21 protein-coding genes and 2 pseudogenes are annotated in these 26,162 nt (G+C 51.4%); 19 read left to right on the top strand and 4 right to left on the bottom strand.

Annotated features, from left to right (window positions below):
- Positions 1-167 precede the first annotated feature (167 nt).
- Complete coding sequence (locus Z042_RS05245) at positions 168-1,019, bottom strand: DUF4225 domain-containing protein (protein ID WP_154666883.1); 852 nt, start codon at positions 1,017-1,019, stop codon at positions 168-170.
- Between the two features lie 199 nt (positions 1,020-1,218).
- Between Z042_RS05245 and Z042_RS26485 the strand changes: the two are divergent.
- From Z042_RS26485 to Z042_RS05225, 5 genes and pseudogenes are all read left to right on the top strand, one after another.
- Positions 1,219-2,043 (top strand): annotated as a pseudogene (locus Z042_RS26485) (phage major capsid protein); the annotation flags it as partial.
- A gap of 6 nt (positions 2,044-2,049) precedes the next feature.
- Positions 2,050-2,763 (top strand): annotated as a pseudogene (locus Z042_RS26480) (terminase TerL endonuclease subunit); the annotation flags it as partial.
- Positions 2,764-3,000: 237 nt separating this feature from the next.
- Positions 3,001-3,348 carry a DUF2778 domain-containing protein gene (locus Z042_RS24800; RefSeq protein ID WP_335337263.1) on the top strand — a complete coding sequence of 116 codons (348 nt, stop codon included), beginning with the start codon at positions 3,001-3,003 and terminating at the stop codon, positions 3,346-3,348.
- Entirely contained in the window at positions 3,320-3,568 is a 249-nt protein-coding gene (locus tag Z042_RS26810; RefSeq protein ID WP_024910608.1) for a DUF1158 family protein, read from the top strand. Before Z042_RS24800 ends, Z042_RS26810 begins: the two co-directional genes overlap by 29 nt.
- Before the next feature lie 221 nt (positions 3,569-3,789).
- Positions 3,790-4,632, top strand: a complete 843-nt coding sequence (locus Z042_RS05225) for a 23S rRNA (adenine(2030)-N(6))-methyltransferase RlmJ (RefSeq protein ID WP_024910609.1) — start codon at positions 3,790-3,792, stop codon at positions 4,630-4,632.
- A gap of 30 nt (positions 4,633-4,662) precedes the next feature.
- Here the strand turns inward: Z042_RS05225 and Z042_RS05220 are convergent, their stop codons facing one another.
- Positions 4,663-5,472, bottom strand: a complete 810-nt coding sequence (locus Z042_RS05220; RefSeq protein ID WP_024910610.1) for a DeoR family transcriptional regulator — start codon at positions 5,470-5,472, stop codon at positions 4,663-4,665.
- Between the two features lie 251 nt (positions 5,473-5,723).
- Here Z042_RS05220 and kbaZ point away from each other — a divergent pair, with 251 nt between their 5' ends.
- From kbaZ to Z042_RS05150, 14 genes are all read left to right on the top strand, one after another.
- On the top strand, positions 5,724-7,016 hold the full coding sequence (kbaZ, locus tag Z042_RS05215; protein ID WP_037405739.1) for a tagatose-bisphosphate aldolase subunit KbaZ: 1,293 nt from the start codon (positions 5,724-5,726) through the stop codon (positions 7,014-7,016).
- Between the two features lie 23 nt (positions 7,017-7,039).
- On the top strand, positions 7,040-7,513 hold the full coding sequence (agaV, locus tag Z042_RS05210; protein ID WP_024910611.1) for a PTS N-acetylgalactosamine transporter subunit IIB: 474 nt from the start codon (positions 7,040-7,042) through the stop codon (positions 7,511-7,513).
- Between the two features lie 10 nt (positions 7,514-7,523).
- Positions 7,524-8,306, top strand: a complete 783-nt coding sequence (gene agaW, locus Z042_RS05205) for a PTS N-acetylgalactosamine transporter subunit IIC (RefSeq protein ID WP_024910612.1) — start codon at positions 7,524-7,526, stop codon at positions 8,304-8,306.
- On the top strand, positions 8,296-9,171 hold the full coding sequence (gene agaE, locus Z042_RS05200) for a PTS N-acetylgalactosamine transporter subunit IID (protein ID WP_024910613.1): 876 nt from the start codon (positions 8,296-8,298) through the stop codon (positions 9,169-9,171). Before agaW ends, agaE begins: the two co-directional genes overlap by 11 nt.
- Before the next feature lie 25 nt (positions 9,172-9,196).
- Positions 9,197-9,631: a PTS galactosamine/N-acetylgalactosamine transporter subunit IIA gene (agaF, locus tag Z042_RS05195; protein WP_024910614.1), complete on the top strand. Its 435-nt coding sequence runs from the start codon at positions 9,197-9,199 to the stop codon at positions 9,629-9,631.
- The gene (nagA, locus tag Z042_RS05190) at positions 9,628-10,761 is read left to right on the top strand and encodes an N-acetylglucosamine-6-phosphate deacetylase (protein ID WP_024910615.1); all 1,134 of its coding nucleotides are present in this window, start codon (positions 9,628-9,630) and stop codon (positions 10,759-10,761) included. The genes agaF and nagA overlap by 4 nt, the downstream gene beginning before the upstream one ends.
- A gap of 293 nt (positions 10,762-11,054) precedes the next feature.
- Positions 11,055-12,200 carry an SIS domain-containing protein gene (locus tag Z042_RS05185; protein WP_024910616.1) on the top strand — a complete coding sequence of 382 codons (1,146 nt, stop codon included), beginning with the start codon at positions 11,055-11,057 and terminating at the stop codon, positions 12,198-12,200.
- 12 nt (positions 12,201-12,212) lie between these two features.
- Entirely contained in the window at positions 12,213-13,079 is an 867-nt protein-coding gene (gene kbaY / locus Z042_RS05180) for a tagatose-bisphosphate aldolase subunit KbaY (RefSeq protein ID WP_024910617.1), read from the top strand.
- Between the two features lie 102 nt (positions 13,080-13,181).
- Positions 13,182-15,071 (top strand): alpha-amylase family protein, encoded by a 1,890-nt coding sequence (locus tag Z042_RS05175; RefSeq protein ID WP_024910618.1) that lies wholly within the window; start codon positions 13,182-13,184, stop codon positions 15,069-15,071.
- 192 nt (positions 15,072-15,263) lie between these two features.
- Positions 15,264-16,616: a glutathione-disulfide reductase gene (gene gorA, locus Z042_RS05170; RefSeq protein WP_024910619.1), complete on the top strand. Its 1,353-nt coding sequence runs from the start codon at positions 15,264-15,266 to the stop codon at positions 16,614-16,616.
- Positions 16,617-16,812: 196 nt separating this feature from the next.
- Positions 16,813-17,796: a TIGR04222 domain-containing membrane protein gene (locus tag Z042_RS05165; protein WP_024910620.1), complete on the top strand. Its 984-nt coding sequence runs from the start codon at positions 16,813-16,815 to the stop codon at positions 17,794-17,796.
- Positions 17,735-18,856, top strand: coding sequence for a radical SAM/SPASM domain-containing protein (locus tag Z042_RS05160; RefSeq protein WP_162149740.1), 1,122 nt, complete (start codon positions 17,735-17,737; stop codon positions 18,854-18,856). The genes Z042_RS05165 and Z042_RS05160 overlap by 62 nt, the downstream gene beginning before the upstream one ends.
- Before the next feature lie 120 nt (positions 18,857-18,976).
- Positions 18,977-20,524 carry a BglG family transcription antiterminator gene (locus tag Z042_RS05155; protein ID WP_024910622.1) on the top strand — a complete coding sequence of 516 codons (1,548 nt, stop codon included), beginning with the start codon at positions 18,977-18,979 and terminating at the stop codon, positions 20,522-20,524.
- A gap of 113 nt (positions 20,525-20,637) precedes the next feature.
- The gene (locus tag Z042_RS05150; RefSeq protein WP_024910623.1) at positions 20,638-21,060 is read left to right on the top strand and encodes a hypothetical protein; all 423 of its coding nucleotides are present in this window, start codon (positions 20,638-20,640) and stop codon (positions 21,058-21,060) included.
- 190 nt (positions 21,061-21,250) lie between these two features.
- Here the strand turns inward: Z042_RS05150 and Z042_RS05145 are convergent, their stop codons facing one another.
- Entirely contained in the window at positions 21,251-24,367 is a 3,117-nt protein-coding gene (locus Z042_RS05145; protein ID WP_236849217.1) for a S8 family serine peptidase, read from the bottom strand.
- A gap of 423 nt (positions 24,368-24,790) precedes the next feature.
- Entirely contained in the window at positions 24,791-26,140 is a 1,350-nt protein-coding gene (locus tag Z042_RS05140; RefSeq protein ID WP_024910625.1) for a class-II fumarase/aspartase family protein, read from the bottom strand.
- Between the last annotated feature and the right edge of the window lie 22 nt (positions 26,141-26,162).

Genomic DNA, 26,162 nt, shown 5'->3' with positions numbered 1-26,162 from the left:
TGGTATCACGCCGAACTTCACAATATACATATGAAATCCAACTGGGATTATAGATATAAGTATTGCAACAACATGATGGTTAATATTACCAGAGGAAATTAACCTTCTTATAATGAAGAAATTACCAATCATTACAAAGAGTGATATGAGACAATAACTCAAAAACATCAATAACTCCTCGCCTGTCCATAGCCAGTATTAAAGGCACCTGTAGTTTCAAGCAACAGATCCATTCCACTCATCATCTTAAATCCAGGATGCTTTAACCCTGTTAATAAATCAGCATTTACGTAGCGTAAAAGCCTACTCATATCTGGCTCCAGTCTATAACCAAGCAAGACATTAACTGATATTCCCATATCAACGAATGTATATATAACATCAGAGTCACGGGTATTTAATCCAAAAATATTTTGACCGACTTGTTCGTATACAAACTTCACTGGCCCGGTATAGTTTTCACGGTAAAGGAGGTAATAACCATTTTCGACTACATTATTTATCCCATGACCAATTAATAACCCCCCCATTCCTGCTCCTACACCGGTTTCTACAAGACCTACGCCAGCCACAAACTGCAAGGCACCCGAAACAAACCCAACACCGGCGATAATTAAGCTTATATTTTCCTGCCGCTTAGTCGTTCTATTTTTTATTACAGGATCAAGAACCGGTTTAACAATAACAACTTGTTTTAATTGTTTCCTTGCAATCATTTCATCCTGACACCTCAACGAGGCTATCTCCTCATCCAATGAATGAATAGCATCTACTATGCTTAACTCATTAGTATTAATTTTTGAGGTTATATCAGATGAGTAACTAACGACTTCGCTAATAAAATGATCTTTTGCCAAACTCCATTTCACATATTTATTTGCAACACTATTCATTACTTGTGCCAATTCATTTTGTCTATCTAACAAAACCCTAATGTTCTCACGCTCCTCTTGTAATTTTTCGTCGAACCATCCCCTTAGTTCAGGGTGCCTCTCAAAAAACTCATCCATAACATCCATGAATTTTCCTTATCATAATGAAAGCCTCAAAGACCAACATACCTTGTACGAACGACATAGTGAACATTTTCGTTATGGTTTACTATGCAGTCCGGCCAATCATCAAATAGTGTATATTTTTTTATCATGTCCCCTAACTGCCAGCGCTTTTCACTTCTTATCGGTGAGACAGTTTATACTTGCTACTATATAAAGGTGAGAAGAAGAGAAACGCAGCCTTAACCCAGACGAAGCCAAACAGTTTGACGAATTCCGCACCCAGGCCGACACCCTACAGGCTGATATTGTCCGTTATGAATCTCTGGCCGATGAAGAACGCGCCCAAGGTGGCAAGGCCAAGCCAGCCAAAGACGGCAAGACCGTGACCAATGAAGAACTGCGTCACTACATCATGACCGGTGAAACCCGGATGTTGTCTACCACCGTTAATGAGAGCGGCGGCTATTCCGTTATCCCTGAGTTGGACACCGAAATCATGCGCATGCTGGCCGATGAAAGTGTCATGCGCCAGATCTACACGGTGAAAACCACCAAATCCAACGAATACAAAAAACTTGTGTCCGTAGGCGGCGCGGCGGTAGGACGTGGCATTGAAGGTGAAGCCCGTGACGAAACCGCGACGCCTAAGCTGGAAGAGGTCAGCATCAAGCTGAACCCTATCTACGCTTACCCAAAAACCACCCAGGAAATTCTCGACTTTAGCGACGTGGATATTCTGGGCTGGCTGACCGAAGAGATCAGCGACACGTTCGCCGAAACCGAAGAAACCGACCTGGTGAGCGGTGACGGCACTAAGAAATCCAAAGGGTTCCTGTCCTATCCGCGTGAGGCTAAAGGCGATCGCACCCGTCCATTCGGCACCCTGGAAAAGATGGTTTCCGCTGGTGCTACGCTTACCGCTGATGAACTGAGCGATCTGGTATTCAAACTGCGCCGCCGCTATCGCCGTAATGCCGTTTGGACGATGAACTCCAATACCGCCGCCATGTTGCAAAAGCTGAAGAACGGCAACGGGGATTACATCCGGTACCAAGGGGAAACCCCGTGGATGGGTGAGGGAGCCTGGAAAGCCTGTGCAACTGACTATACCGAAGCCGAGCTGGTAGGGTTGCAGTGTTATGCCGGTCTGGATTTATCCTCCACCAGTGACATTACCAGTGTTTGCTATACCTTCCCGCTGGAACGATCTGTGCGCCTGCTGACGCGCCACTACATCCCCGAGGCTCAATTACAAAACCCGGCCAATAAAAACCGCACCTTGTACCGCCAGTGGGTGAAACAAGGCTGGTTACGCACCACGCCGGGGGATTGCATCGATTATGACCGCATCCGCGATGATGTGCTGGCCGACGCCGAGCGGTTCAGTATCGAACTGGTGGGTTTCGACACCTGGAACGCCACGCAAATCCGTACCCAATTACAGAGCGCTGGCCTCGATGTGGAGCCATTCCCGCAAACGTATATGAAGTTCAGCCCGATGGCGAAATCGGCTGAGGCGTTTGTTAACCGCAAGGTGATCGAGCACAACGGTGATCCGGTGCTAGCCTGAGCGATGGCTAACATGGTGATGGAAACCTATGCCAACGCCAATATCAAGCCGAACAAGAAGAAAGCCGTCAATAAGATAGACCCGGCAATCGCCTTCCTGATGAGTTTTGGCACCTACCAGCTACAGCATGAAGAATTTGCCTTCGACATGAGCGAAGAACAACAGCAGCGCCTTGCAATGTTTAACGGCATATGAAAATGATGTGTTTACTTCAATAATATGAACCATTCGTAGTAGTATCTGATTGGGCCAAAAAAGAAAGGATGCATAATGATTCAGTGTTTTATTGTTCATAATGGAAATAGAATCAACACTCTGCTTTGCCAAGGAGTAGGGATGTTTTCGGTTTTCTCAGGCAATAAACAATACACAAACCAACCAGGATGCACTGATGTGCCAAATAATGGTGCTATTCCCGCAGGATAATATTGGATAGTTGATCGCCCTACAGGCGGGTTAAAATCCCAATCTATTTCTTTTGTTAAGGATGTCGTAAGTAATTCGGATCATAGTACCTGGTTTGCCTTATATCGAGATGATGGAACTATCAACGATAGAACGTGGATCAATGGCATAATGCGCGGTCAATTCAGGCTACACCCAGTAGGGCGCTTGGGGCTGTCGGAAGGCTGTATAACCTTCTATTCCCCAAATGAGTTCAGTCGGTTACGAGCTGCGTTGTTGCAAACTAAAACGGTGAAGGTTCCAGGTACGGCACTGCAAGCCTACGGTACTATTGAGGTGCAAGGATATGAAAAGGTTTGCCCGGTTTCTCGCTAATGTAGTTGCCATAATTGTTTTGACCGTGTTGGCTATAAAACTTTTCCCGATCCCATGGCTGACCCACGCTCAAACCTCTTGGTTGGTCGATGCAAGTGAATTTTTCCATTTTGACGATGCTGAGTGGTTTGGAACCGTAACATTTGGATTGCTATATTTGTTGTTCGGTTGTTTGGCGTGGTTAATTATCCGCAAAATATACAGTCGATTGGTTAGATAGCTATACATAACAGAGGGAACCGTTTCGGCGATCTTTACTGCCAGCTCAGGCTGTTCCCTTCTTTAGCTGGTATCTCACTGGCCGTATTCCTTCCTCCATCACCTTTGAGTCGGTCATAAAGCAGATCTACCTTATACTAACGGCAATCGTCCTCAATTTTTCACCGCTGTGCGGTAATAAATGGCAAAAAATCACAAATAAATTCAATTGGATAAATATCAATGTTAAGTTACCGCCACAGTTTTCACGCTGGCAACCACGCCGATGTGCTCAAGCACACGGTGCAAAGCCTGATTATTGAATCACTGAAAGACAAAGAGAAACCACTGCTGTATCTGGATACCCACTCCGGTGCCGGGCGTTATCAACTGAGCGGTGAACACGCCGAGCGTACCGGGGAATACCTTGAGGGTATCGGCCTGCTCTGGCAACGTGACGATCTGCCGGAAGAACTGGCGGCCTACATGAGCGTGGTACACAACTTCAACCGCTCCGGCACCCTGCGTTATTACCCGGGTTCGCCACTGATTGCCCGCCAATTGCTGCGCCCGCAGGATAAAATTCATCTAACCGAACTGCACCCCAGCGATTACCCGTTACTGCGCAGTGAGTTCCAGAAAGACCAACGAGCCAAAGTGCAGCGCGCCGACGGTTATCTACAGCTCAAATCCCAATTACCCCCGCCGTCACGCCGTGGCCTGATCCTGATGGACCCACCGTATGAGATGAAAACCGATTATCAAGACGTGGTGAAGGGCATTCAGGAAGGCTACAAACGGTTCGCCACCGGTACTTATGCGCTATGGTACCCGGTCGTCCTGCGCCAGCAGATTAAACGCATGCTGAAAGAGCTGGAAGCAACCGGCATTCGCCGCATTCTGCAAATTGAACTGGCGGTCAAACCCGACAGCGATCAACGTGGGATGACCGCTTCCGGTATGATCGTAATTAATCCGCCATGGAAACTGGAACAACAGATGAACAACCTGCTGCCGTGGTTGCACAAGGTGCTGGTGCCATCCGGTATCGGTCACCATTTGGTGAACTGGGCAGTTCCCGAGTAATTCCCAATCTGGCCGCCCTGGCGGCCAGTTTTACTTCTCAACCAACACCACTTTAATGCCGCTTTTGCGCAACCCTTCAAAGCTTTCCGCTGAAATGTCACTGTCGGTGATCACCATGTGAATACGTTGTATATCAATGATTTTATGCAGACTGGAGCGATTAAACTTGCTGGAATCGGTAACCGCGATAATACGCTCTGCAACTTCGCACATACGGCGATTGAGGCGCGCTTCATCCTCGTTGTGGGTACTGATGCCACGTTCCAGATCGATAGCGTCAACGCCCAGAAACAGCATATCAAAATGGTAGTTCTGCAACGACTGATCGGCCTGATCGCCATAAAACGAAAGCGACTGGCGGCGCAAATGCCCACCAGTCATTAGCAACTCTACTCCTTCCGCTTCCAATAACGCATTGGCAACGTTCATACCATTGGTCATGGCAATCACCTCTTTATGCTGGCGCATGAGGCGTGCGATCTCATAAGTGGTGGTGCCAGAATCAAGGATCACACGGTGGCCGGGCTTAATCAGCTCTACGGCAATGCGCGCAATGCTTCGCTTCAAAGAAGTATTCAGGGAGCTTTTATCTTCCACCGAAGGTTCCAATACCGGATTTACCGGCTCACACACCAGTGCGCCACCATAGGCACGTACCGCAATCCCCTGCTTTTCCAGAAAAGCCAGATCGTTACGGATGGTGACCGTGGAGACAGAAAAAAATGCCGATAAATCATTTACCTGTACGCTGCCCTGCTGGCGCAAACGCTGAATGATCTGCTCGCGCCTTTCGCTGGTGCCGAGGATACGTTTATCGGTAGCGGAATCACTGTTATGCATAAAGGGTCCTTGTCATAAAATCCTTCGTTTCATTTCGATTCGCCTATTAGTACCCTTCTTCAAATGGAAAGCAAGCCTTAACATTATTCGCTTATTTCAACGTTATTCCATTAAAAATCTTTCGTTTCATTTCTTTTGTGAAACAGATCGCAACTTCAATACCCTTCTCTTTATTTTAAACCGACGTTAAAGCAGTATTAATCGACACAAACCGAAAGATGAAGTACCAAAAAACCGATACGGAGAAGAAAGTGAAACATTTAATCGAGTTTGTCGCTCACCATAAACAGGATAAACACCGTGGCATCTTTGCTGTCTGCTCCGCTCATCCGTTAGTGCTTGAAGCAGCCATACGCCATGCCAAAGAAGCCCGCTCAATCCTGCTTATTGAAGCCACTTCAAACCAGGTTGATCAATACGGTGGTTACACCGGTATGACGCCCACCGACTTCCGCCGTTTCGTAGAACAGCTCGCAGATAAACAGCATTTTCCCCACGAACACCTGATCCTGGGTGGCGATCACCTTGGCCCAAACCGTTGGCAAAACCAGCCTGCCGCAGAAGCGATGGCCAAGGCCGATGAACTGATTCGCAGCTATGTCAGCGCCGGGTTCAAAAAAATCCACCTCGATTGCAGTATGTCCTGCGCTGGCGATCCGGTGCCGCTAACCGATGCCATCGTCGCCGAGCGTGCGGCCAGGCTGGCGCTGATCGCTGAACAAACCTGTATTGCTCAGTTTGGTGAGTCCGATCTGGTGTATGTCATTGGCACCGAAGTCCCAGTGCCGGGTGGCGCACATGAAACGCTGGAAGCGTTAGCCGTCACCACGCCGCAGGCAGCCAAAGCAACGCTTGAAGCCCATCATCACGCGTTGGAACAGCAGGGCCTGAATGACCTTTGGCCACGCATTATCGGGCTGGTGGTGCAACCTGGCGTTGAGTTCGATCACACTCAGGTCATTGACTTCGAACCGCAAAAAGCACTGGCTCTCAGCCAGATGATTGAAACGTCTGGCACTATGGTGTTTGAAGCCCATTCCACGGATTACCAGACCCCGCTTGCCCTACAGCAGTTGGTACAACACCACTTCGCGATTCTGAAAGTCGGCCCATGGCTCACCTTTGCCCTGCGAGAAGCGCTGTTTTCACTGGCAGCGATCGAACGGGAACTCCACCCGGCGCACCAGTGTTCGGGCCTGCGTGACGTACTGGAAAGCGTAATGCAGGATCACCCAGAGTACTGGCAGCAGCACTACCAGGGGAATGGTGAAGCGTTGCGCCTGGCGCGCGGCTACAGTTACTCCGATCGTGTACGCTACTACTGGCCCGATCGGGATATCGATGCAGCCTATGCCCGCCTGGTTAACAACCTGATCAACGAACCGATTCCGCTGCCGCTGATCAGCCAATACCTGCCGCTGCAATATGCAAAAGTGCGTGAAGGGCAGCTTGCAGCAACACCACACGAATTGATTATTGACCATATCCAAGACGTGCTGCGCCAATACCATGCCGCCTGTCTGGGTAAATCTCCATCTATTTAACACAATGATAATAAGGGGAAAAAATGCCAAACATTGTATTAAGCCGCATTGATGAGCGCCTGATCCATGGTCAGGTTGGCGTGCAGTGGGTCGGGTTTGCGGGGGCCAATCTGGTGTTGGTCGCCAACGATGAAGTCGCAGAAGACTCCGTGCAGCAGAACCTGATGGAGATGGTGCTTGCCGAAGGGATCGCCGTGCGTTTCTGGCCGCTGCAAAAGGTGATCGACAACATTCATCGCGCCGCCGACCGCCAGAAAATTCTGCTGGTCTGCAAAAATCCGCAGGATTTTCTCACCCTGGTACAAGGCGACGTGCCGTTAACCCGTATCAACGTCGGCAATATGCACTACGCCGATGGCAAGAAACAGATCGCCAAAACCGTTTCTGTCGATGATCAAGACATTGCCGCCTTCAACGGCCTGAAAGAGGCCGGTGTGGAATGTTTTGTTCAGGGCGTCCCCACAGAGCCGGCTCAGGATCTTTACAAACTTCTCTGAGGTATTTGTTATGGAAATCAGCTTATTACAAGCAATAGCGTTGGGCATTCTCGCCTTTATTGCCGGGCTGGATATGTTCAACGGCCTGACGCATATGCACCGCCCAGTGGTGCTGGGCCCGCTGGTTGGCCTGATCCTGGGTGATCTGCATACCGGTATTTTAACCGGCGGTACGCTGGAGCTGGTCTGGATGGGGCTGGCACCGCTGGCCGGGGCGCAGCCGCCAAACGTGATTATCGGCACCATCGTAGGAACGGCCTTTGCCATCAGCACCGGCGTCAAACCGGAAGTGGCCGTTGGGGTTGCGGTGCCCTTCGCCGTTGCGGTGCAGATGGGGATTACCTTCCTGTTCTCCATCATGTCCGGCGTGATGGCACGTGCCGATCGCCTGGCGGCAGATGCCGATACCAAAGGCATTGAGCGCATTAACTACCTGGCGCTGCTGGTGCTCGGCATCTTCTACTTCTTATGCGCCTTCCTGCCGATCTATTTCGGTGCCGAGCACGCGAAAACCGTTATTGACGTACTGCCCGCGCGGCTGATCGACGGCCTCGGCGTGGCAGGCGGCATCATGCCAGCCATCGGTTTCGCCGTGCTGCTGAAGATCATGATGAAAAACGCTTACATTCCTTATTTCATTCTCGGCTTCGTGGGGGCCGCCTGGCTGAAACTGCCGGTGCTGGCGATCGCCGCAGCGGCGCTTGCCATGGCCCTGATGGAATTAATGCGTAAGGACCCCACTCCACCGCAACCTTCCCGCGCTCAGCAAGAGGAATTCGAAGATGGCATCTGATACCCAAACTCTGCCGCACACCGGCGGGCAGGAAACCCTGCTCACTGACGCTAACGACAACATCTATGAAGATCAGGCAGTTGGCGTGGAGCTGACGAAACAGGACATCAACCGCGTAGCGTGGCGTTCCATGCTGTTGCAGGCTTCGTTCAACTATGAACGTATGCAGGCTTGCGGCTGGCTGTACGGCCTGTTACCGGCGCTGAAGAAGATCCACACCAACAAACGCGATCTGGCGCGGGCGATGAAAGGCCATATGGGGTTCTTCAATACCCATCCATTCCTGGTCACCTTTGTTATCGGCATCATTCTGGCGATGGAGCGTTCCAAACAGGACGTTAACAGTATCCAGAACACTAAAATTGCCGTCGGCGCACCGCTTGGCGGGATTGGTGATGCCATGTTCTGGCTGACCCTGCTGCCCATCTGTGGCGGGATCGGTGCCAGCCTGGCGCTGCAAGGTTCGATCCTCGGCGCAGTGGTGTTTCTGGTGATGTTCAACATCGTCCACCTTGGGTTGCGTTTCGGGCTGGCTCACTATGCTTACCGCAAAGGGGTAGCGGCAATCCCGCTGATTAAGGCTAACACCCGGAAAGTTGGCCATGCCGCCTCCATCGTTGGGATGACGGTGATCGGCGCGCTGGTTGCCACTTATGTTCGCCTCTCCACCACGCTGGAAATCACCGCAGGCGATGCGGTAGTGAAACTGCAAGCCGACGTGATCGACAAACTGATGCCCGCCTTTCTGCCGCTGATCTACACCCTGGTAATGTATGCCCTGGTGCGGCGCGGTTGGAGCCCGCTGCGCCTGATCGGTATTACCGTACTGCTGGGGATTGTTGGGAAGTTTGGCCACTTCCTGTAATCCACCAAAAACGAGAGGAACGCGCATGTTAAGCATTATTCTTAGCGGCCACGGCGGGTTTGCCAGCGGGCTGGAGCAAGCGATGAAGCAGATCCTCGGCGAGCAGCCACAGATTGTTGCCATCGACTTTCCCGAAAGCTCCACCACCGCACTGCTGCAAAGCCAGTTCGAAGCAGCGTTAGCCCAGCTTGATGAAAGCGAAGGGCTGGTATTTTTAACCGATCTGTTGGGGGGCACCCCGTTCCGGGTGGCCTCAACGCTGGCGATGCAGAAACCGGGGCGTGAAGTGCTCACCGGCATCAACCTGCAATTGTTGTTGGAGATGGCGCTGGAACGTGATGGGTTAAGCAGTAAGGAATTTCGTTTGCTGGCGCTGGAATGTGGCCACCGTGGCTTAACCAGCCTGGCGGACGAAATGGAGCACCAGCGCACAAACGATGTGGCTGAAGAGGGGATATGAACGTGCTACTGCGAGCCAGACGCATACTGACAGAGCAAGGCTGGCTGGACGATCATCAGTTACGCATTGATGGCGGCATCATTGCCGCCATCGAGCCCATCCCGGCCAGCGTTGCCGCGCGGGATGCAGAACTGTTATGCCCGGCCTATATCGACATTCACGTCCATGGCGGCAGCGGTGTGGACGTGATGGACGACGAGCCTGGCGCACTGGCAACGTTGGCCCTACACAAAGCGCGTGAGGGCGTCGGTTACTGGCTGCCCACCACGGTCACGGCGCCGCTGGCACAGATCGAAAATGCGCTGCGGCGCATCGCTCAGCATTGCCAGAGTGAAAGCATAGGGGCCATAGCGCTGGGCAGCTACCTCGAAGGGCCCTATTTCACCCCGCAGAACAAGGGGGCCCATCCACCGGAATTATTCCGCGAGCTGGATATCGCCGAACTCGACAGGCTCATCGATATCTCACAAAACACCCTGCGCGTGGTGGCGCTGGCACCGGAAAAACCCGCCGCGCTGGCAGCCATTCAGCACCTTAAACGCCGGGGGATCCGCGTGATGCTCGGCCACAGCGCAGCCAGCTATGAACAGACGCTCAGCGCCTTCGATGCCGGAGCCGACGGCCTGGTGCACTGCTTTAACGGTATGACTGGCCTACACCATCGCAGCCCTGGCATGGTCGGCGCGGGGCTGACCGACAAACGCGCCTGGCTGGAGCTGATCGCCGATGGTCACCACCTTCATCCCGCCGTGATGAACCTCTGCTGTTCCTGTGCAACGTCACGCACCATCTTGATTACCGACGCCATGCGCGCCGCAGGTATGCCGGATGGCCACTACGATATCTGCGGTTATGCCGTCACGATGCGCGATGGCATTGTGCGCACGGCTTCCGGCAGCTTGGCGGGCAGCACATTGGCGTTGGATGCTGCGGTGCGTAATCTGGTTAACGGCGCTGGTGTGGCAGCCGAAAACGCTATCCACATGGCTTCGCTGCATCCGGCCAGGATGCTGGGAGTAGAGCGAACGTTGGGTTCGATCGCCCTGGGGAAGCAAGGCAGCGTGATTGCTCTCGATAACCAGCTCCGGTTGCAAAAGAGTTGGATTAAGGGTCTGGCCGTTTCTCTTTAGACCTTTCACTTTCTTCACTATAGTCTGTCACCTTTTCCGGTGACGGACTTTCTTTTCCTTTTCTTTAGACATCAACGCCGTTAATTGAAATAAATAAAATACTTACAAATCATAAAGAAAATCAACAATCCGTTTTTTGATCACAGATTTTGTTTTATTTCTTTTTTTACATTGATCTTTCATTTCGTTTCCTATAGATTTTATTCAAGCATAAAGTTGACTCAATGAAACGAAAGGTCGCCATGTTCTGCTTTGTGCTACCCCGTTGAATATGCACTGCTAAGGATTGAGTTATGAGTACAACCCACACTTCCGGCACATCGACCTGGACTGAAAAAGAGATCCGCCAGCAACCCACAAGCTGGCTTAATTCGCTGAAAAATATCGAGGGTTTACGTAACGGCATTGAGGCCTTCCTTGCACCTCTCCTACAGAATAACGATCTGAAAATCATTCTGACCGGCGCGGGTACCTCCGCATTTATCGGTGATATCATTGCGCCGTGGCTTGCACGCCACACCGGCAAAAACGTAGTGGCGGTTCCCACCACGGATCTGGTCACCAACCCCGCTGACTATCTGTATGCCGAACAGCCTACGTTGCTGGTTTCTTTTGCGCGTTCCGGCAACAGCCCGGAAAGCGTCGCGGCGGTGGATGTAGCCAACCAGATCGTCCAGCATTGCCACCATCTGGTGATCACCTGCAACGAAGCCGGTTGCCTTTACAAGAACGCAGTGAACAGTGACAACGCCCTGGCGCTGCTGATGCCCGCCGAAACCCACGATCGCGGTTTCGCCATGACCAGCAGTATCACCACCATGATGGTCAGTTGCCTGGCGGTCTTTGCTGCGGATGTCATCAACAGCACCACCTTTCAGGATGTGGCCACGCGCAGCGAACAGATTATCGCCTCCCAGGGTAACTTCAGCGAAAACCTGTTTGGCGATCTGCCATTCAAACGTGTCGTCTACCTCGGCAGTGGCGGGTTACAAGGCGCAGCGCGAGAAGCCGCGCTGAAAGTGCTCGAACTGACCGCGGGTAAACTGGCCGCCTTTTATGACTCCCCCACCGGCTTTCGCCACGGCCCCAAGTCGCTGATTAACGATGAAACACTGGTGGTGCTGATGGTCTCCAGCCACCCGTACACCCGCCAGTATGATCTGGATTTGCTCGCCGAACTGCGCCGTGACCAGCAAGCGATGCGAGTAGTGGCGATCTCCGCCACCACCAGCCTGGAAATTGCCGCCGGCCCACACATCCTGCTGCCAGCAGCACGCGAGTTTCTCGATATCGAACAGGCGTTCTGCTTCCTGATCTATGCGCAAATATTTGCGCTAACCGAATCCATCAAAGCAGGTATCACCCCAGATACGCCTTCCGCCAGCGGTACGGTAAACCGCGTGGTGAAAGGCGTAGTTATTCACCCCTGGAAAGGCTGAGAGGATTACCCTATGAGCATTATCTCCACCAAGTATCTGCTGCAAGACGCTCAGGCCAAAGGCTACGCCGTGCCCGCCTTCAATATCCACAATGCGGAAACCATCCAGGCAATTCTTGAAGTCTGCCAAGAGATGCAATCCCCGGTGATCCTCGCGGGTACGCCAGGCACCTTCAGGCATATTGCTTTTAGCGAGATCTACGCGCTGTGCGAAGCCTACTCACAAAGCTACAACATGCCTTTTGCGCTGCATCTTGATCATCACGAATCTCTCGAAGACATCAGCCGCAAAGTGAAAACCGGCGTGCGCAGCGCCATGATCGATGGCAGCCACTTCCCGCTTGCCGAGAACGTTAAGCTGGTGAAATCGGTGGTGGACTTCTGCCATCACTACGATTGCAGCGTTGAAGCTGAGCTGGGCCGCCTCGGTGGTGTAGAAGATGATATGGATGTTGATGAAGAGAGCGCGTTTTTGACCGATCCGCAAGAAGCGTGCCGCTTTGCGGCCTTGACCGGCGTAGACAGCCTTGCCGTTGCTATCGGCACCGCTCACGGCCTGTACACCAAACGCCCGAAAATTGATTTCAAACGCCTGGCAGAAATCCGTGAAGTGGTTTCCATCCCGCTGGTGCTGCATGGGGCGAGCGATGTGCCGGATGAGTTTGTGCGCCGCACCATTGAGCTTGGCGTCTGCAAAGTGAATGTCGCCACCGAACTGAAAATCGCGTTCGCCGCCGCGGTGAAAAAGTGGTTTGCCGATAATCCAGAGGGCAACGATCCACGCTACTACATGCGCGTTGGTATGGATGCGATGAAAGACGTGGTGCGCAGCAAAATCACCGTTTGCGGCTCAGCCAACAAGCTTATCCCGCAAACCTAGCACCTCGCCGTAAATTAGGTGCAATTACGGCGTTACCCTATTTTCAGCGGTAACGCTATTTCCTATCAGCATGCCTCAGTGTTCAGAAAAAAGGATCTTCTGATGAAAACAATGGTAAAAAGCACGTTATTACTACTGTTCACCAGCAATATCGCTTTCGCCACGCAGCATCAATTGAATAATAACAATATTGCCATCTCGTTTGATGACAGCAATTCAGCGGTAGTAATAAAAGATACACTTTCCGAGCATCAACTGGCCCCGAACGAGCTGTTTTTTCTCACCCTGCCCAATGAAGAAGTGATCCACGCCGCCGATTTTAACATCAAGCAGGTCCAGCAGAAAGGCGACGCCATTCTGATCGATTATGATCATAAAAACTTCGCCGTCAGCGTGGTGTTAAATATCCTGAAAGGTAAATACGCCAGCATCGATTATACCCTTCAGGCGAAAGGCCAGCCGCAGGATGTGGCGAAAATTACTTTTTTCCCAACCAAGGGGCAGTCGCAAGCGCCTTATGTCGAAGGAGCGATTAACAGTTCGCCGATTATCGCCGACAGCTTCTTTATGCTGCCGAATAAGCCCATCATCAACACCTACGCTTATGAGACGACCACTAACCTCAATGTCGAACTCAAAACGCCGATCAAAACCGATGCTCCGGTCAGCTACACTCTCTATTTCGGCACCTTTGAAGAATTGAACCAACTGCGCCGCAGCGTTAACCAGTTTGTTAACGTCATGCGCCCGCGCCCGTATCAGCCTTACCTGCATTACAACAGTTGGATGGATATCGGCTTTTTCACCACCTATACCGAAAAAGACGTGCTTGACCGGATGGACAGTTACGCCGATGAGCTGATTAAAAAGCGCGGTGTAAAACTGGACGGTTTCCTGCTGGATGATGGCTGGGACGACCGCACGGGGAAATGGCTGTTTGGCCCGGCCTTCAACAACGGTTTTGGCGTGGTGAAAGAGAAAGCCGACGGCCTGCACACCTCCGTCGGCCTGTGGCTTTCACCGTGGGGTGGCTATAACAAACCGCGCGATATCCGCGTCTCCCACGCCAAAGAGAACGGTTTTGAAACCGTAGACGGGAAATTCGCCCTCTCCGGCCCCAACTATTTCCGTAACTTCAACCAGCAGGTCAATAAGCTGATCAAAGACGAGCACATCACCTCGTTCAAGCTGGACGGTATGGGCAACGCCAACTCATACATAAAGGGCAGCCAGTTCGCCTCTGACTTTGATGCTTCTATCGAGCTGATTAAAAATATGCGCGAGGCAAACAAAGATCTGTTTATTAACCTGACCACCGGTACTAATGCCAGCCCGTCCTGGCTGTTCTACGCCGACTCTATCTGGCGCCAAGGTGATGATATCAACCTCTATGGTAAAGGTTCGCCGGTACAACAGTGGATGACCTACCGCGATGCCGAAACTTACCGCTCTATCGTGCGAAAAGGCCCCCTGTTCCCGATTAACTCATTGATGTATCACGGTATTGTCAGCGCAGAGAACGCTTACTTTGGGTTAGAGAAAGTACAGACTGACAGCGATTTTGCCGACCAGGTCTGGAGCTACTTCGCCACTGGCACTCAATTGCAGGAGATGTACATCACGCCATCCATGCTGAACAACGCCAAGTGGGATACTCTGGCGGAAGCGGCAAAATGGGCGCGGGCAAACAGCGATGTACTGGTTGATACGCACTGGATTGGCGGCGACCCGACAATGCTGGACGTTTACGGCTGGGCGTCGTGGAATAAAAATAAAGCGGTGCTTGGGATACGCAATCCATCAGATCAGGAACAAAGCTACTATCTGGATCTGACGAAAAGCTTTGAAGTCCCGCAGGGTGAACCTACCCGCTTTACACTGAAACCCGTTTATGGCCGCAACGCGACGCTGCCTGAAAACTACGGTAAACCGTTGATTATCACTCTCAAACCGCTGGAAACGCTGGTGATAGAAGCCGCACCGGTGAAGTAAACCTGTCTCGGGCCTGGAATTCCAGGCCCGTATCTCCGGTACTGGCATCAACAGCCCTGAGCGGGGCTTCTGATGATTTACCGCCCGGCCAACGGCCGCCTATCACAGTCATCGGCCCAATCTTTGCTACAAAGCCGCGTCTGGCGTTAAACTGTGACATTCTTCGAATCACACCACTCATGGAAAACCCAGATGACGAAACATTACGATTATCTAGCAATTGGCGGCGGCAGCGGCGGTATCGCATCGATCAACCGGGCAGCCATGTATGGCCAGAAATGCGCTCTGATTGAAGCCAAAGAACTCGGCGGCACCTGTGTTAATGTGGGCTGTGTGCCGAAAAAGGTCATGTGGCATGCGGCACAGATCGCAGAAGCTATCCATCAATACGGCCCGGATTATGGCTTTGATACCACCGTTAATGCGTTTGATTGGAAGAAGCTGGTTGCCAGCCGTACTGCCTATATTGATCGTATCCATAATTCCTACGACAACGTGCTGGGCAAAAATAAAGTGGATGTGATCAAAGGTTTTGCCCGTTTTATTGACGCCCATACGGTGGAAGTCAACGGCGAGACCATCACCGCCGATCATATCCTGATCGCTACCGGCGGCCGCCCGACCCGCCCGAACATTCCTGGTGCAGAATACGGTATCGATTCTGACGGTTTCTTTGCACTGGACACCATGCCAAAACGCGTGGCAGTGGTGGGTGCAGGCTATATTGCGGTAGAAATCGCCGGAGTGATGAACGCACTCGGTGCAGAAACCCACCTGTTCGTGCGCAAACATGCGCCACTGCGCAACTTTGATCCGCTGATTGTGGAAACCCTGCTTGAAGTGATCAACACCGAAGGGCCCAACCTGCATACTGAATCGGTGCCGAAGGCCATTGTTAAAAATGCCGATGGCAGCCTGACGCTGCAACTGGAGAATGGCAAAGCGTTTACCGTCGACAGCCTGGTATGGGCAATTGGCCGTGAACCCGCCACCGACAACCTGAATCTGGCGGTTACCGGGGTGAAAACCAACGCCAAAGGCTATATTGAGGTTGATAAATTCCAGAATACCAACGTGAAAGGCATTTACGCCGTGGGTGACAACACCGGCGCGGTTGAGCTAACGCCGGTGGCGGTTGCCGCAGGCCGTCGCCTGTCTGAACGCCTGTTCAACAACAAGCCGGACGAACATCTGGATTACAGCAATATCCCTACCGTGGTATTCAGCCACCCGCCGATCGGCACTATTGGCCTGACTGAACCGCAGGCCAAAGAGCAATATGGCGAAGACAATGTGAAGATCTACAAATCTTCCTTTACCGCCATGTACAGCGCGGTGACTCAGCACCGCCAGCCGTGCCGCATGAAGCTGGTATGTGCGGGTGCAGAAGAGAAGATCGTCGGCATTCATGGTATTGGCTTTGGCATGGACGAGATTTTGCAAGGCTTTGCCGTCGCAGTAAAAATGGGCGCCACCAAGCAAGACTTCGACAACACCGTGGCGATCCACCCAACCGCAGCGGAAGAGTTTGTGACAATGCGTTAAAATTACCGAACAACGGTTAAAAGTGTGAAAAATAGCTAAACAGGTTGCAGATTTCAGGAACTGTGACCTGTTTCTTTTATAGGCCACACAGCTCCGGTAACGCCGTTCAGCGCCGGAAAATATCATAAACTCACTGAGCACCAACTGAGTTATCATACGAGCAGGTTTGATAGGGATTTCAGCGGAATCAATAACAATGACATGGACAGCCTACAGTAATCCTCTTGCCGATATGTATGGCCCCTGGTTTCTGGCATTTTATCTCCTTTATTGCCTGGTGCTGATGTGGCTGGTGTCGCTAACTTTGCGCCGCTGCCTCCAGTCTTACTCCCCTTCCGGTTCACCGTCGATTTCGCTGCCAGCAAAAATTGATCCCTACTATGTCGCCTGGCTAAAAGGCGGTATTGAGCACCTGCTAACATTGGTCATGATGCGCCTCTCCTACAAAGGGCTACTGATTGCCGGGAAACACAAAGGGAAAACCTTTATGCGGTCCCAGAGCGATAACTCAGAACCAGCCAATCAGAAAGAACAGCGGCTCAATCGGTTGGAGCAATTGGTGCTGTTTCGCTTTGAGGCAGAAAATGATCAAAAGAAAGGGCCGGCATTATCCGCTCTCCGCCCGCTCTATCAGGGATTTAACGCCCAGGCGCAGTTGGATGGCTATACCTATCCGGCCGCTTATCAACGCGCCAGCCAATGTATCCTGTGGGCAGGTTGGGTATTTATGCTCAGTATGGGGTTTTATAAGCTGACGATAGCTTCACTGAAGGGCCACCAAAACGTCGGTTTTTTGATTGCCATGATGTTGCTTTTCGGGTGGCTCTATTATGCGATTTTCTTACGTAATCGTGCGGGAAAAGCTCACCTCACCCCTAAAGGCGAAAGATTTCTCAGCCATTTATCCACCACTCTGCCCAAGGATAAAAAATCCCTTAAACAGTTGGATATTGCCATGGTTGCCATCGCGCTGGCGGGTAATAATGATACCTACTATTACTCACGCTGTGATTTGGGCCGCCAGGCCTATACGCTGGGTTTACTCTACCCGGCCAGCGCAGCAGCAGCGGCCGGTTCTTTGGCTCCGGGCAGCTACGATTCGGCAAACCACAGTAGCAGTGATTCAGACAGCACAAGTGGATGTTCAGGCTGCGGCGGGTGCGGCGGTGGCGGTGATTAACGGACAACGCATTCCTTGCCGCCAGATAGACTCCGTTAACCCCGTCAGGTTGAAACGCTTAACGGTGCAATGGCACATCACCGATCGCTGCAACCTGCGCTGCCAGCACTGCTATCAGGATAGTTATCGCCAGCGTGGGCCAGAATTAACCGATTTAAAACGGATTGCCCAACAGGTTTTTGAGCTACACCGCCAAGTAGGGGGCGATAGCCCGATCCCGCTACAGTTGACCTTGACCGGCGGGGAACCCTGTTCACATCCAGATTTCCCAGCGCTGCTTGACTACCTGGCATCTCAGCCAAGCGCGCCATCATTAGCCATTTTAAGCAATGGTTCAGCGATTGACGAACAATGGGCCGCCCGGTTCTCTCGGTTAAACGTAAAATTTGTTCAGCTTAGCCTGGAAGGCAGCGAACATACCCACGATAAAATCCGCGGGCGAGGGCATTTTCAGCAGGTGATAACCGCGACAAAACACCTGACCGATGCCGGAGTCAGGGTACTCTGGTCTTTCACCGCTCACAGCCAAAACAGCCAGGAATTTACGCAGGTTGCTGAACTGGCTTACCACGCCAAAGTAAACCGATTGTGGTCTGACCGCATGATACCCACTGACCATCGGGATACGCTGTTAACCCTCAATGCTCAGCAAACCTCAGATTATTTTCAACAAATGGTTCTGGCCAGAGAACGCCTTCAGGCCAAAGCGGATAACCAGACCGAAGTTGCCATGATCCGCGCTTTGCAGTTTCAACAAGCCGGGAGCCAGCCTTATCGTTGCAGCGCAGGCGCAGAGCTGATTACCATTATGCCTGACGGTAACATATTGCCCTGCCGCAGATTGCCCATTAGCGTCGGCAATCTCTGGGAAAGGCCGCTGACGGAGATCTATCACCAGGCCCCACAGTTACGGCAGCTCAGGGGAGCCTCTGCGCCGCAGGAGTGCAGTTCGTGCCTCTATCGCACCAACTGCCGGGGTGGGCTACGCTGTTTAGCTTATGCCGTTTATCATGATCCTTATCGAGCCGATCCAGCCTGCCATTATAAAGCAAAAGAGTAAGTACCTTTTCTGTGCCTGCCGGTGTGATTTTCCTGTACCCCGCAGGCAGCTCACAGACAAAATCCCAGCTTTTCTATATTCTCAACGGTACGACTCCAGGCACGACGTTGAGATACCGTAATGAACAGCTTTGATCTGTCGTTGTTAAAATATATTCAGGAACACAGCTCGGTGCTCATTGAGGATGTCACCTCCCGATTTGGCAAAACGACGTCGACACTCAAGCGCTCAATGAAGGAGCTTAACGAGTTTCTCGAACCCGATTACCACCTGCACATGGATGGGCTGTCGATTATCACAGCCATTACTTATCGGGAATATATTGCCTTTCTGGAGCATATTCCGCTTAATCGCTACATCACGACCGTAGACGAGCGCATTAAAGATCTCAGCGTGGCGCTGTGTTTACAGGAGGTGGTGAATAAAAGTGAATATTACCGCAAATTCAATGTCAGCCCGAGTACGCTTAAAAATGATAACCAGGCCTTGTCCGCATTTTTGCAGGCCAATCATCTCACCGTAACCGCCATTCCCAAGCAAGGATCGCGGCTGGATGGCGACGAAATTCTGCTGCGTATCGCTATCTGCCTGACTATTCTCAAAACAGTGGAAATTGGTGAAGATCATCTGCTGGTGCCACACAAAGCCAATGAGCCGATTAATAAATCGATTGCCGCACAGTTTTTGCGCGAGTGCCAGCAGGACATTCACGCCGCCGCCAAGCTGTATCAACAACGGTTGAACAGCATGATTACGCTGGGCTATAACAGCAAAAAATACTTTCTGGTTTATATGAGTATTGCGCTGCACCGCATGCGGCGCGGGCACATGATTACCCACAGCGATAATCTTAACTTTATTCAGTCCTCCGAGTTTGCCCTGCTGGACAGTGAACATGAGAATCGCTTTCTCGATCTGTTGATTTGCTCACTGACCTATACCTGGCGGCCATTCAACGTTTATGATCCCACGCTGATAACGCTCGTCAAACGCCTGTGTGAATATATTGCTCCACTGCTGCGAGCAGAAATACACAATATCTCGCCGTTCTTTGCCGAGGTTTATCAATTCATCTATGCCACCATTGTGCAGAGCAGATTCAATTTATACTTTGACGACAAAAAGCTGCATCAGGTTCAGACCCGGCACGCCCGGCTCTATCAGGGGGTGTCGCAGGCCACCCTGCCGATTGCCCAACACTATCAGACCACGTTTTCAACGGTGCATTTATCAACATTGGTGTTAATTCTGAAAAAATACGAGTTGCAGAACCGCATCCACAGTGAATATAAACAGCGTATTATTATCGTCACCAATTCGTCTGAAAGTAAGGTGGGTTATTTCAAAGAGGTGTTGAAATCGCACTTTCATATTGAGATCGTCGGTTGTATCAATATCAATGAGTTACACCTGTTGGAACACATACCCTTCGATTTGCTGATTACCTTCACCAATAAAATCTCCAGCTATCTGAAGTACTATCAGTTGGATTACATCAAGGTGAATTTCTATCTGAGCCGCGAGGATATTTCACTGCTGGGTAAACATGGGTTGTCGCGTGCGAAAAAGAAGATCCCAGCCGCAGCATTTATACAAGAAATAGAGGGATTGGATCGCCAACAGTTGCGAACGCTGTTAGAACAGAAATACCCGGATTTTTTTATTTGAGGGTTTTTACGATTGTTTAATTTTAGGCGTTTTCGTAAGTCGTTCAGGGATCGTTGAGAGCGCCAGCGCCAATGGTTCATACATAGACCAAACTAACGGGGGAATATTACCCTATGCGTAAGTCACTTAAGGTGTTCAGCTGTATTGCTATCGCGGTTGCTGTTGTACTCATTTTTGCCTGGCCCTACATCACCATGGAATTCGCCGGAAGTGCTCACTATACCGAGCAGGATAAGCGGGAATATAACTTTTATACTCCAGATATCCTGAAAAAAATGCCCCGAATCACACCCCGTTATGATTTTGACTTTGCAAACATCACAGGGCCTGCATCACATATATATGCTGTGCGATATTACGATACCGATGACTCCAGTAAAGTCGATGCTTATCTGAATTCAATCGGATACAGAAAGCAGGATGATTGCCATATTGAAGCGGTGTGCTGGCGCAAAACAGACCCTCAAGAAATAGTGACTGTCAGCACCTTGAACAACCCTAAAGCCCTATTAGTCTCCGTCATCTATAATTTCTGATAACAGAGTTACTTAAGCGGTATCCCTTAATTGCACGTGAGTGCCGCTGGTCAGTTAAGGGGCACCGCTTAATGGTATGGGTTTCCCCTGCTGGGAAACCCTATTAGAAACAAAAGTTTTATAGGGTTAGGCGGAAAAAAACCTATACCACCACCCGCATTAACCGGTGGTGGTATGAGGAACCCCAAGGTCAAAAATCGATTTTTAATTGGGCATAAAAACCGTTTGAGGTGATATCGCTATGATACGCGCCGGTGTATGACACACCGAACGTGGTTGCTTTGTTGAGCCTGGTTTCTATTCCCAACCCTACCCCCACCAGATTAGACAATTTGCCGCCCTGGATCGTAGCAACTCCACTATCTGCCAGATGCATCGTCGCTTCCGGCGTGGTATCACCAAAGAAGTGCATTCCATACAGATCGCCTTTCACGGCCATATCCACTTCCCCCACGGTAAACGGCAGCGCAGTACGAACGCCAAGCGTGGTAACCTGTAGATTCTGATTATCAACGGCGGTGGCAAACCGCATATTATTGACGGTTTCAACATAGTCGTCGGATTTAATATGCAGCCAACTGACCCCCACATACGGCTCAATGGCATAGGCATCCGTTGTAAACCCTGAATAAGCCGCTTCGGCAAACAGTTGGATAATATCTACATCTGGGGAGACGGCATTACTGGCTATTTGATCGCGCACCCGCAAAGTACGATGAGCATCACGATCTTGTTTGGTGTACATCACACCGTAATTCAGCGCTGCAATATCGGCTATTTTGGAAACACCATAGGCCCCAATATGCAGATCATCACTCTCGACTTTACCCTGTATTCCCCCTTTAAAATCAGTTCGCCCCGCCCCGAAATACAGCCCCAGCTTAGTGCTACTGCTAATATCCATTTCACCGCCGATTAAGGCCGCATAGAAATCAACATCCATATTGGATTGGCCGTAATCAACCGTAGACCAACTGCCAATAGGCGCAATCCAGAGGCGAGCCGAACCATCGGCCAGGTCAGCGTAACGGCCCCTCCCCACGCCGGCAGCCTGCTCATTAATCACACGCGACAGAGTCATGGAATTAACAATGCTGGCATTTTGCGTATTGAGGTACATATCGCTGCCGAGTGAGTCATAAGTGTTACGCACCTCCTCACCAGACGCCATCAGCAGGGTGCTGAACAACGTACCAGAACCCGCGCCTTCAATCGCCCGAGCAATTGAGCGGCCATTAGGGTTGGCCGCATAAGAGGCAAATGTCACCTCATCATTGCGGCCAAAGCTGGCGGTGAGAGAGTTGCCAGAAATATCGACATGAGTTTTGAAGAACGCATACTGAGGGGTGGCGATGGCTTTATCAGCATCTGTTAATGACTCGGCGGTGACGGTACCGATAGCCACGGTGCCATGATTAAACACCTCCTCAAACACATCTTTGCGGGTGGAGCCCACCGTGATCATAGACCCCTGGTTAAAGGTTAACTGGCCTACGTTGACATTTTCCTCCACGCTGACCACATAAGTGCCACCGGCATTGACGGCAATGTCGGCCTTATGGCTTTCTGTCGAGGTCAGTTCGCCCTGCTGGGTAAACGTATCGTTATAGCGGGCGATAACGCCGAATTGACCACCGTTTACCACAACGCTGCCTGTACCAAATGATTCCGTGAAACCATACAAAGCCCCCTGCTCCACGCGGGTGTTACCCTGATAGGTATTATCACCCGTCATGACCAATGTACCTGCGCCGAGCTTAACCAAGGAACCGGTATAGAGATCGGCATCCGTTCTGGCCTGAATAGCGGCAGCCCGCAAGGTGTAATAATCTTGCCGCCATTGTTCAGCATCCGCCTGACTCACGATGTGGTCAGTGGGATCGTCATTGCCATCAAGCACCACGAAACTATTACCCAGCTCATAGCTTCCGCCAGCCGCAATCCCGTTATCTTGATAGTTCTGTAACCAGGCCAGATCTTCCTGTTTACGCGCATCCAGCGCTTGCTGGCCGATGTCATTGCTCCAGACATCAAGCGGGGTACTGGCTATGTTATAGACGAACTCGCCAAGAAGCTGACCAGGGCCATACATGCCTTTATCGAGATCGGGCACGCCCCAGCCGTAACGGACATCAGGCACACCATCAGCGGCGGTCCAATTGTCAAACGTACTGCCGTCTGGATTCTGGTGGCTGGCCGTGGTGAACATCACATCGCGTACCTGAAGCGCACTCATATCCTGATAACGAGACAGCAGAACGCCCATTGCGCCCGCAACATGCGGAGCCGACATGGAGGTGCCGGAGGAGTTGCCCCAACCCGCAGCGCCGGTGGTGGCATTCACCGTGGTGGAGTAGATGCCATTGCCCGGTGCCGCCACGGTCCACCATTTGGCCTCACCCGCCTCATTCCAGGTATAAGAAAGCGAATATTTATCCGTGCCCGTTACCCGCTGTAGCCCGGCAACCGCAATCCAGTGCTGTTCTGCTGCGGGGTTATAGTAAGGATAAAGTGCGCGATAGAATGGATTGGTGAAATCACGGTTGCCGGTGGTAAATATCTGTACCACCTCTGTTCCCTTCACTGCATCGTAGGCTGCATCAACAAAAGAGGGATGAGCGCCATACACTTTGTTGAAATAAAAATACTCATACTCTGACTGAGACATGCCATTGGCGGGGAGATGAACACCGGTATTGCCACCGTCACTGCCGGTTGAGCCGTTGTCAACGATGCGAATATTGGTGCCCCAACTGTTATTAATCACTTCTGCCCCGGAATCCACCAACGCTTTCCAACCTGCATAGAAGAATTGGTAATCCTGAAATGGGCCATAGTTATTCCCATCGGTCCCGCCGTTATTAGCGACATAAATATCCGCTCCCCAGGCGACACCGTGCATCCCTTCACCGTCACGGTTCGCCCCAACGGTGCCGGTGACGTGGGTTCCGTGCCCATCATTAACACCTGATATCCATTGGCCGGTAATATCGAATGCTTCACCCGCAGTATATTCGCCCTGTAAACCCACGGCCGATTGTGGATAACGCACACCGGAAGAACCGTATAAGCCAGAAGCCTGCACGGCATGGAAACGATCGCCATTCAGATCCTGATGAATAAACAGCAGTGCGCCGGAATCCATCACGCCCACCTTAACGCCTTGCCCAGAGTACCCCAGTGCATAGGCGCTGGAAGCCTTCATCGCGGCAAGCCCCCAGTCCTTAGCATACTCCTCGGTTTCCCAACTCGCTTTATCGCCAAGCTGGCCTGGCTCCGTATAGGCTGCAATGGCTGTGCCTGCCATTGAGAACGTTGCAGCAGCTATTGCCAAGGCAATGATAGACTTATTGAGTGTTACTGATTTTCCATTCGTTCTGAGATGTTCTTGGTGAGTCCTGTAAAAAAACACATTTGAAATCATGTTCATATAGCTCTTCCTTTTTAGTCGCGCTCATATACATATTTCTCTGTGCCAAGTTAGCCACATCCTTTTTCATTGATTTATATACTATTTCAAACCAGCGCCGTTAGTTTGCTCATTTTACGAACTGCGCCATATTGATATATATCAATATGTTTTTTCACAACTTTTCATCATAGTTTGATTTTGTGATAACCCTCATTAATAAAATCAGGGCCAGGTTTAGCGCCATGTCGTTATGACAGACAGAATAAACCAGGGCAATGCCCTGGTTCAGGATAACGCTACGGGGGTTGGCTCTTAATGCTAGGCGGTGCCGCACAGTACCCGCTCGGCCAGTTCATCAGCCAACACGGCGCACAGGCCGGTATAGCTGCCAGGGGCCAGCAGCTCCGCAATCTCCTGCGCCGTGAAGTTGGCCGCTATCACCGGGTCATTGCTCAGCACCTCACTGTATTCAAGCCGCTCGTGCGTGCTGCGCATCGCCATGCTGTAAACCAGCTCGTGAGCCGGATCTTTGCCTAGCTTATCCACCAGTTTCATCATGATTTTTTCGCTGTTGATCAGCCCGTGCGTCAGCATGACATTGTCATGCATTCGTTCGGGGTTAATCACCAAAGTACGCGTTAACTCCTCCGCACGCAGGATAATTTCCGCCATCAGTTCAATACCTTCCTGCAAGCTGGCGTCAAAAATAAAGTAGGCGGAGCTATCGGCCTCAAATGGCCGTGGGCAGACGTACAATGCCGCCGTCAGTACCGAATACAGCTTCTGCGCGTTGGCAATAATGCCCTTTGCCAGCTTGGGATTGACCTTCTGCGGCATGGTACTGCTGCCCACCGTGCCTTTGGTAAACGCCTCCGATACCTCGCCAAATTCTTCGCTGGAGGTTTGATAAACTTCTTCTGCGATTTTATGCAGCGTCGTCGCCAACAGGCAGAGATTGGTGATGTACTCGGCGCGAAACACTCTGGCACTGCGGGAAGGAACCGGCATTGAGTACATGCCAAGCTGTTCGGCAACCAGATCCTGCACCGCTCTGCCCGGTTCCCCCGTAGCGTGAAACGCCCCCACCGCGCCGCCCATCATGACGGTAAACACCCGTTTCTCCGCCTCTTGCATGCGCTCCACCGCCGCCAGCAGTTCATAAATCCACACCGAAACCTTATAGCCATAGGTAATGGGCAATGCATGCTTACCGTGAGTGCGCCCTGCCATCAGGGTGTTTTTATGCGTTTTCGCCAGATGGGCCAGATTCACCAGCGTGTCATTCACGAACTTCATCAATTTCTGGTGGAATTTTTTCACAATCAGCAGGTGGGCCGTTTGCTGAATGTTCTGGGTAGTGACGCCGTAGTGAACATACTTGCCACTTTCCGCATCACAGGCTTTGACCAATACCTTGATCACTGGCACAAACCCATGGCCAATCTGGCGTAGCAGCCGATCAACTTCGGCAAGGTCGATTCGCTCCAAGCGGCAATTGGCGGCAATATTTTCTGCCGCAGCAGCAGGAATGATACCAACCTTGGCCTGCGCCAACGCCAGAGCACCTTCCACGTCGAGCCATGACTGTACCCTGGCTTCGTGAGTAAACAGATCCTTCATTCCCTGATGATCGATGGTTTTACTTTTAGAGTCATATAGTGCGCGCATGCTGTTTCCTCTTAGAGCCTAT

This window comes from Chania multitudinisentens RB-25 (assembly GCF_000520015.2).
In the GTDB taxonomy this organism is placed as follows: Bacteria; Pseudomonadota; Gammaproteobacteria; order Enterobacterales; family Enterobacteriaceae; genus Chania; species Chania multitudinisentens.
Note: the sequence above shows the minus strand (reverse complement) of the source record. Positions and strands in the feature narration are given on the sequence as shown.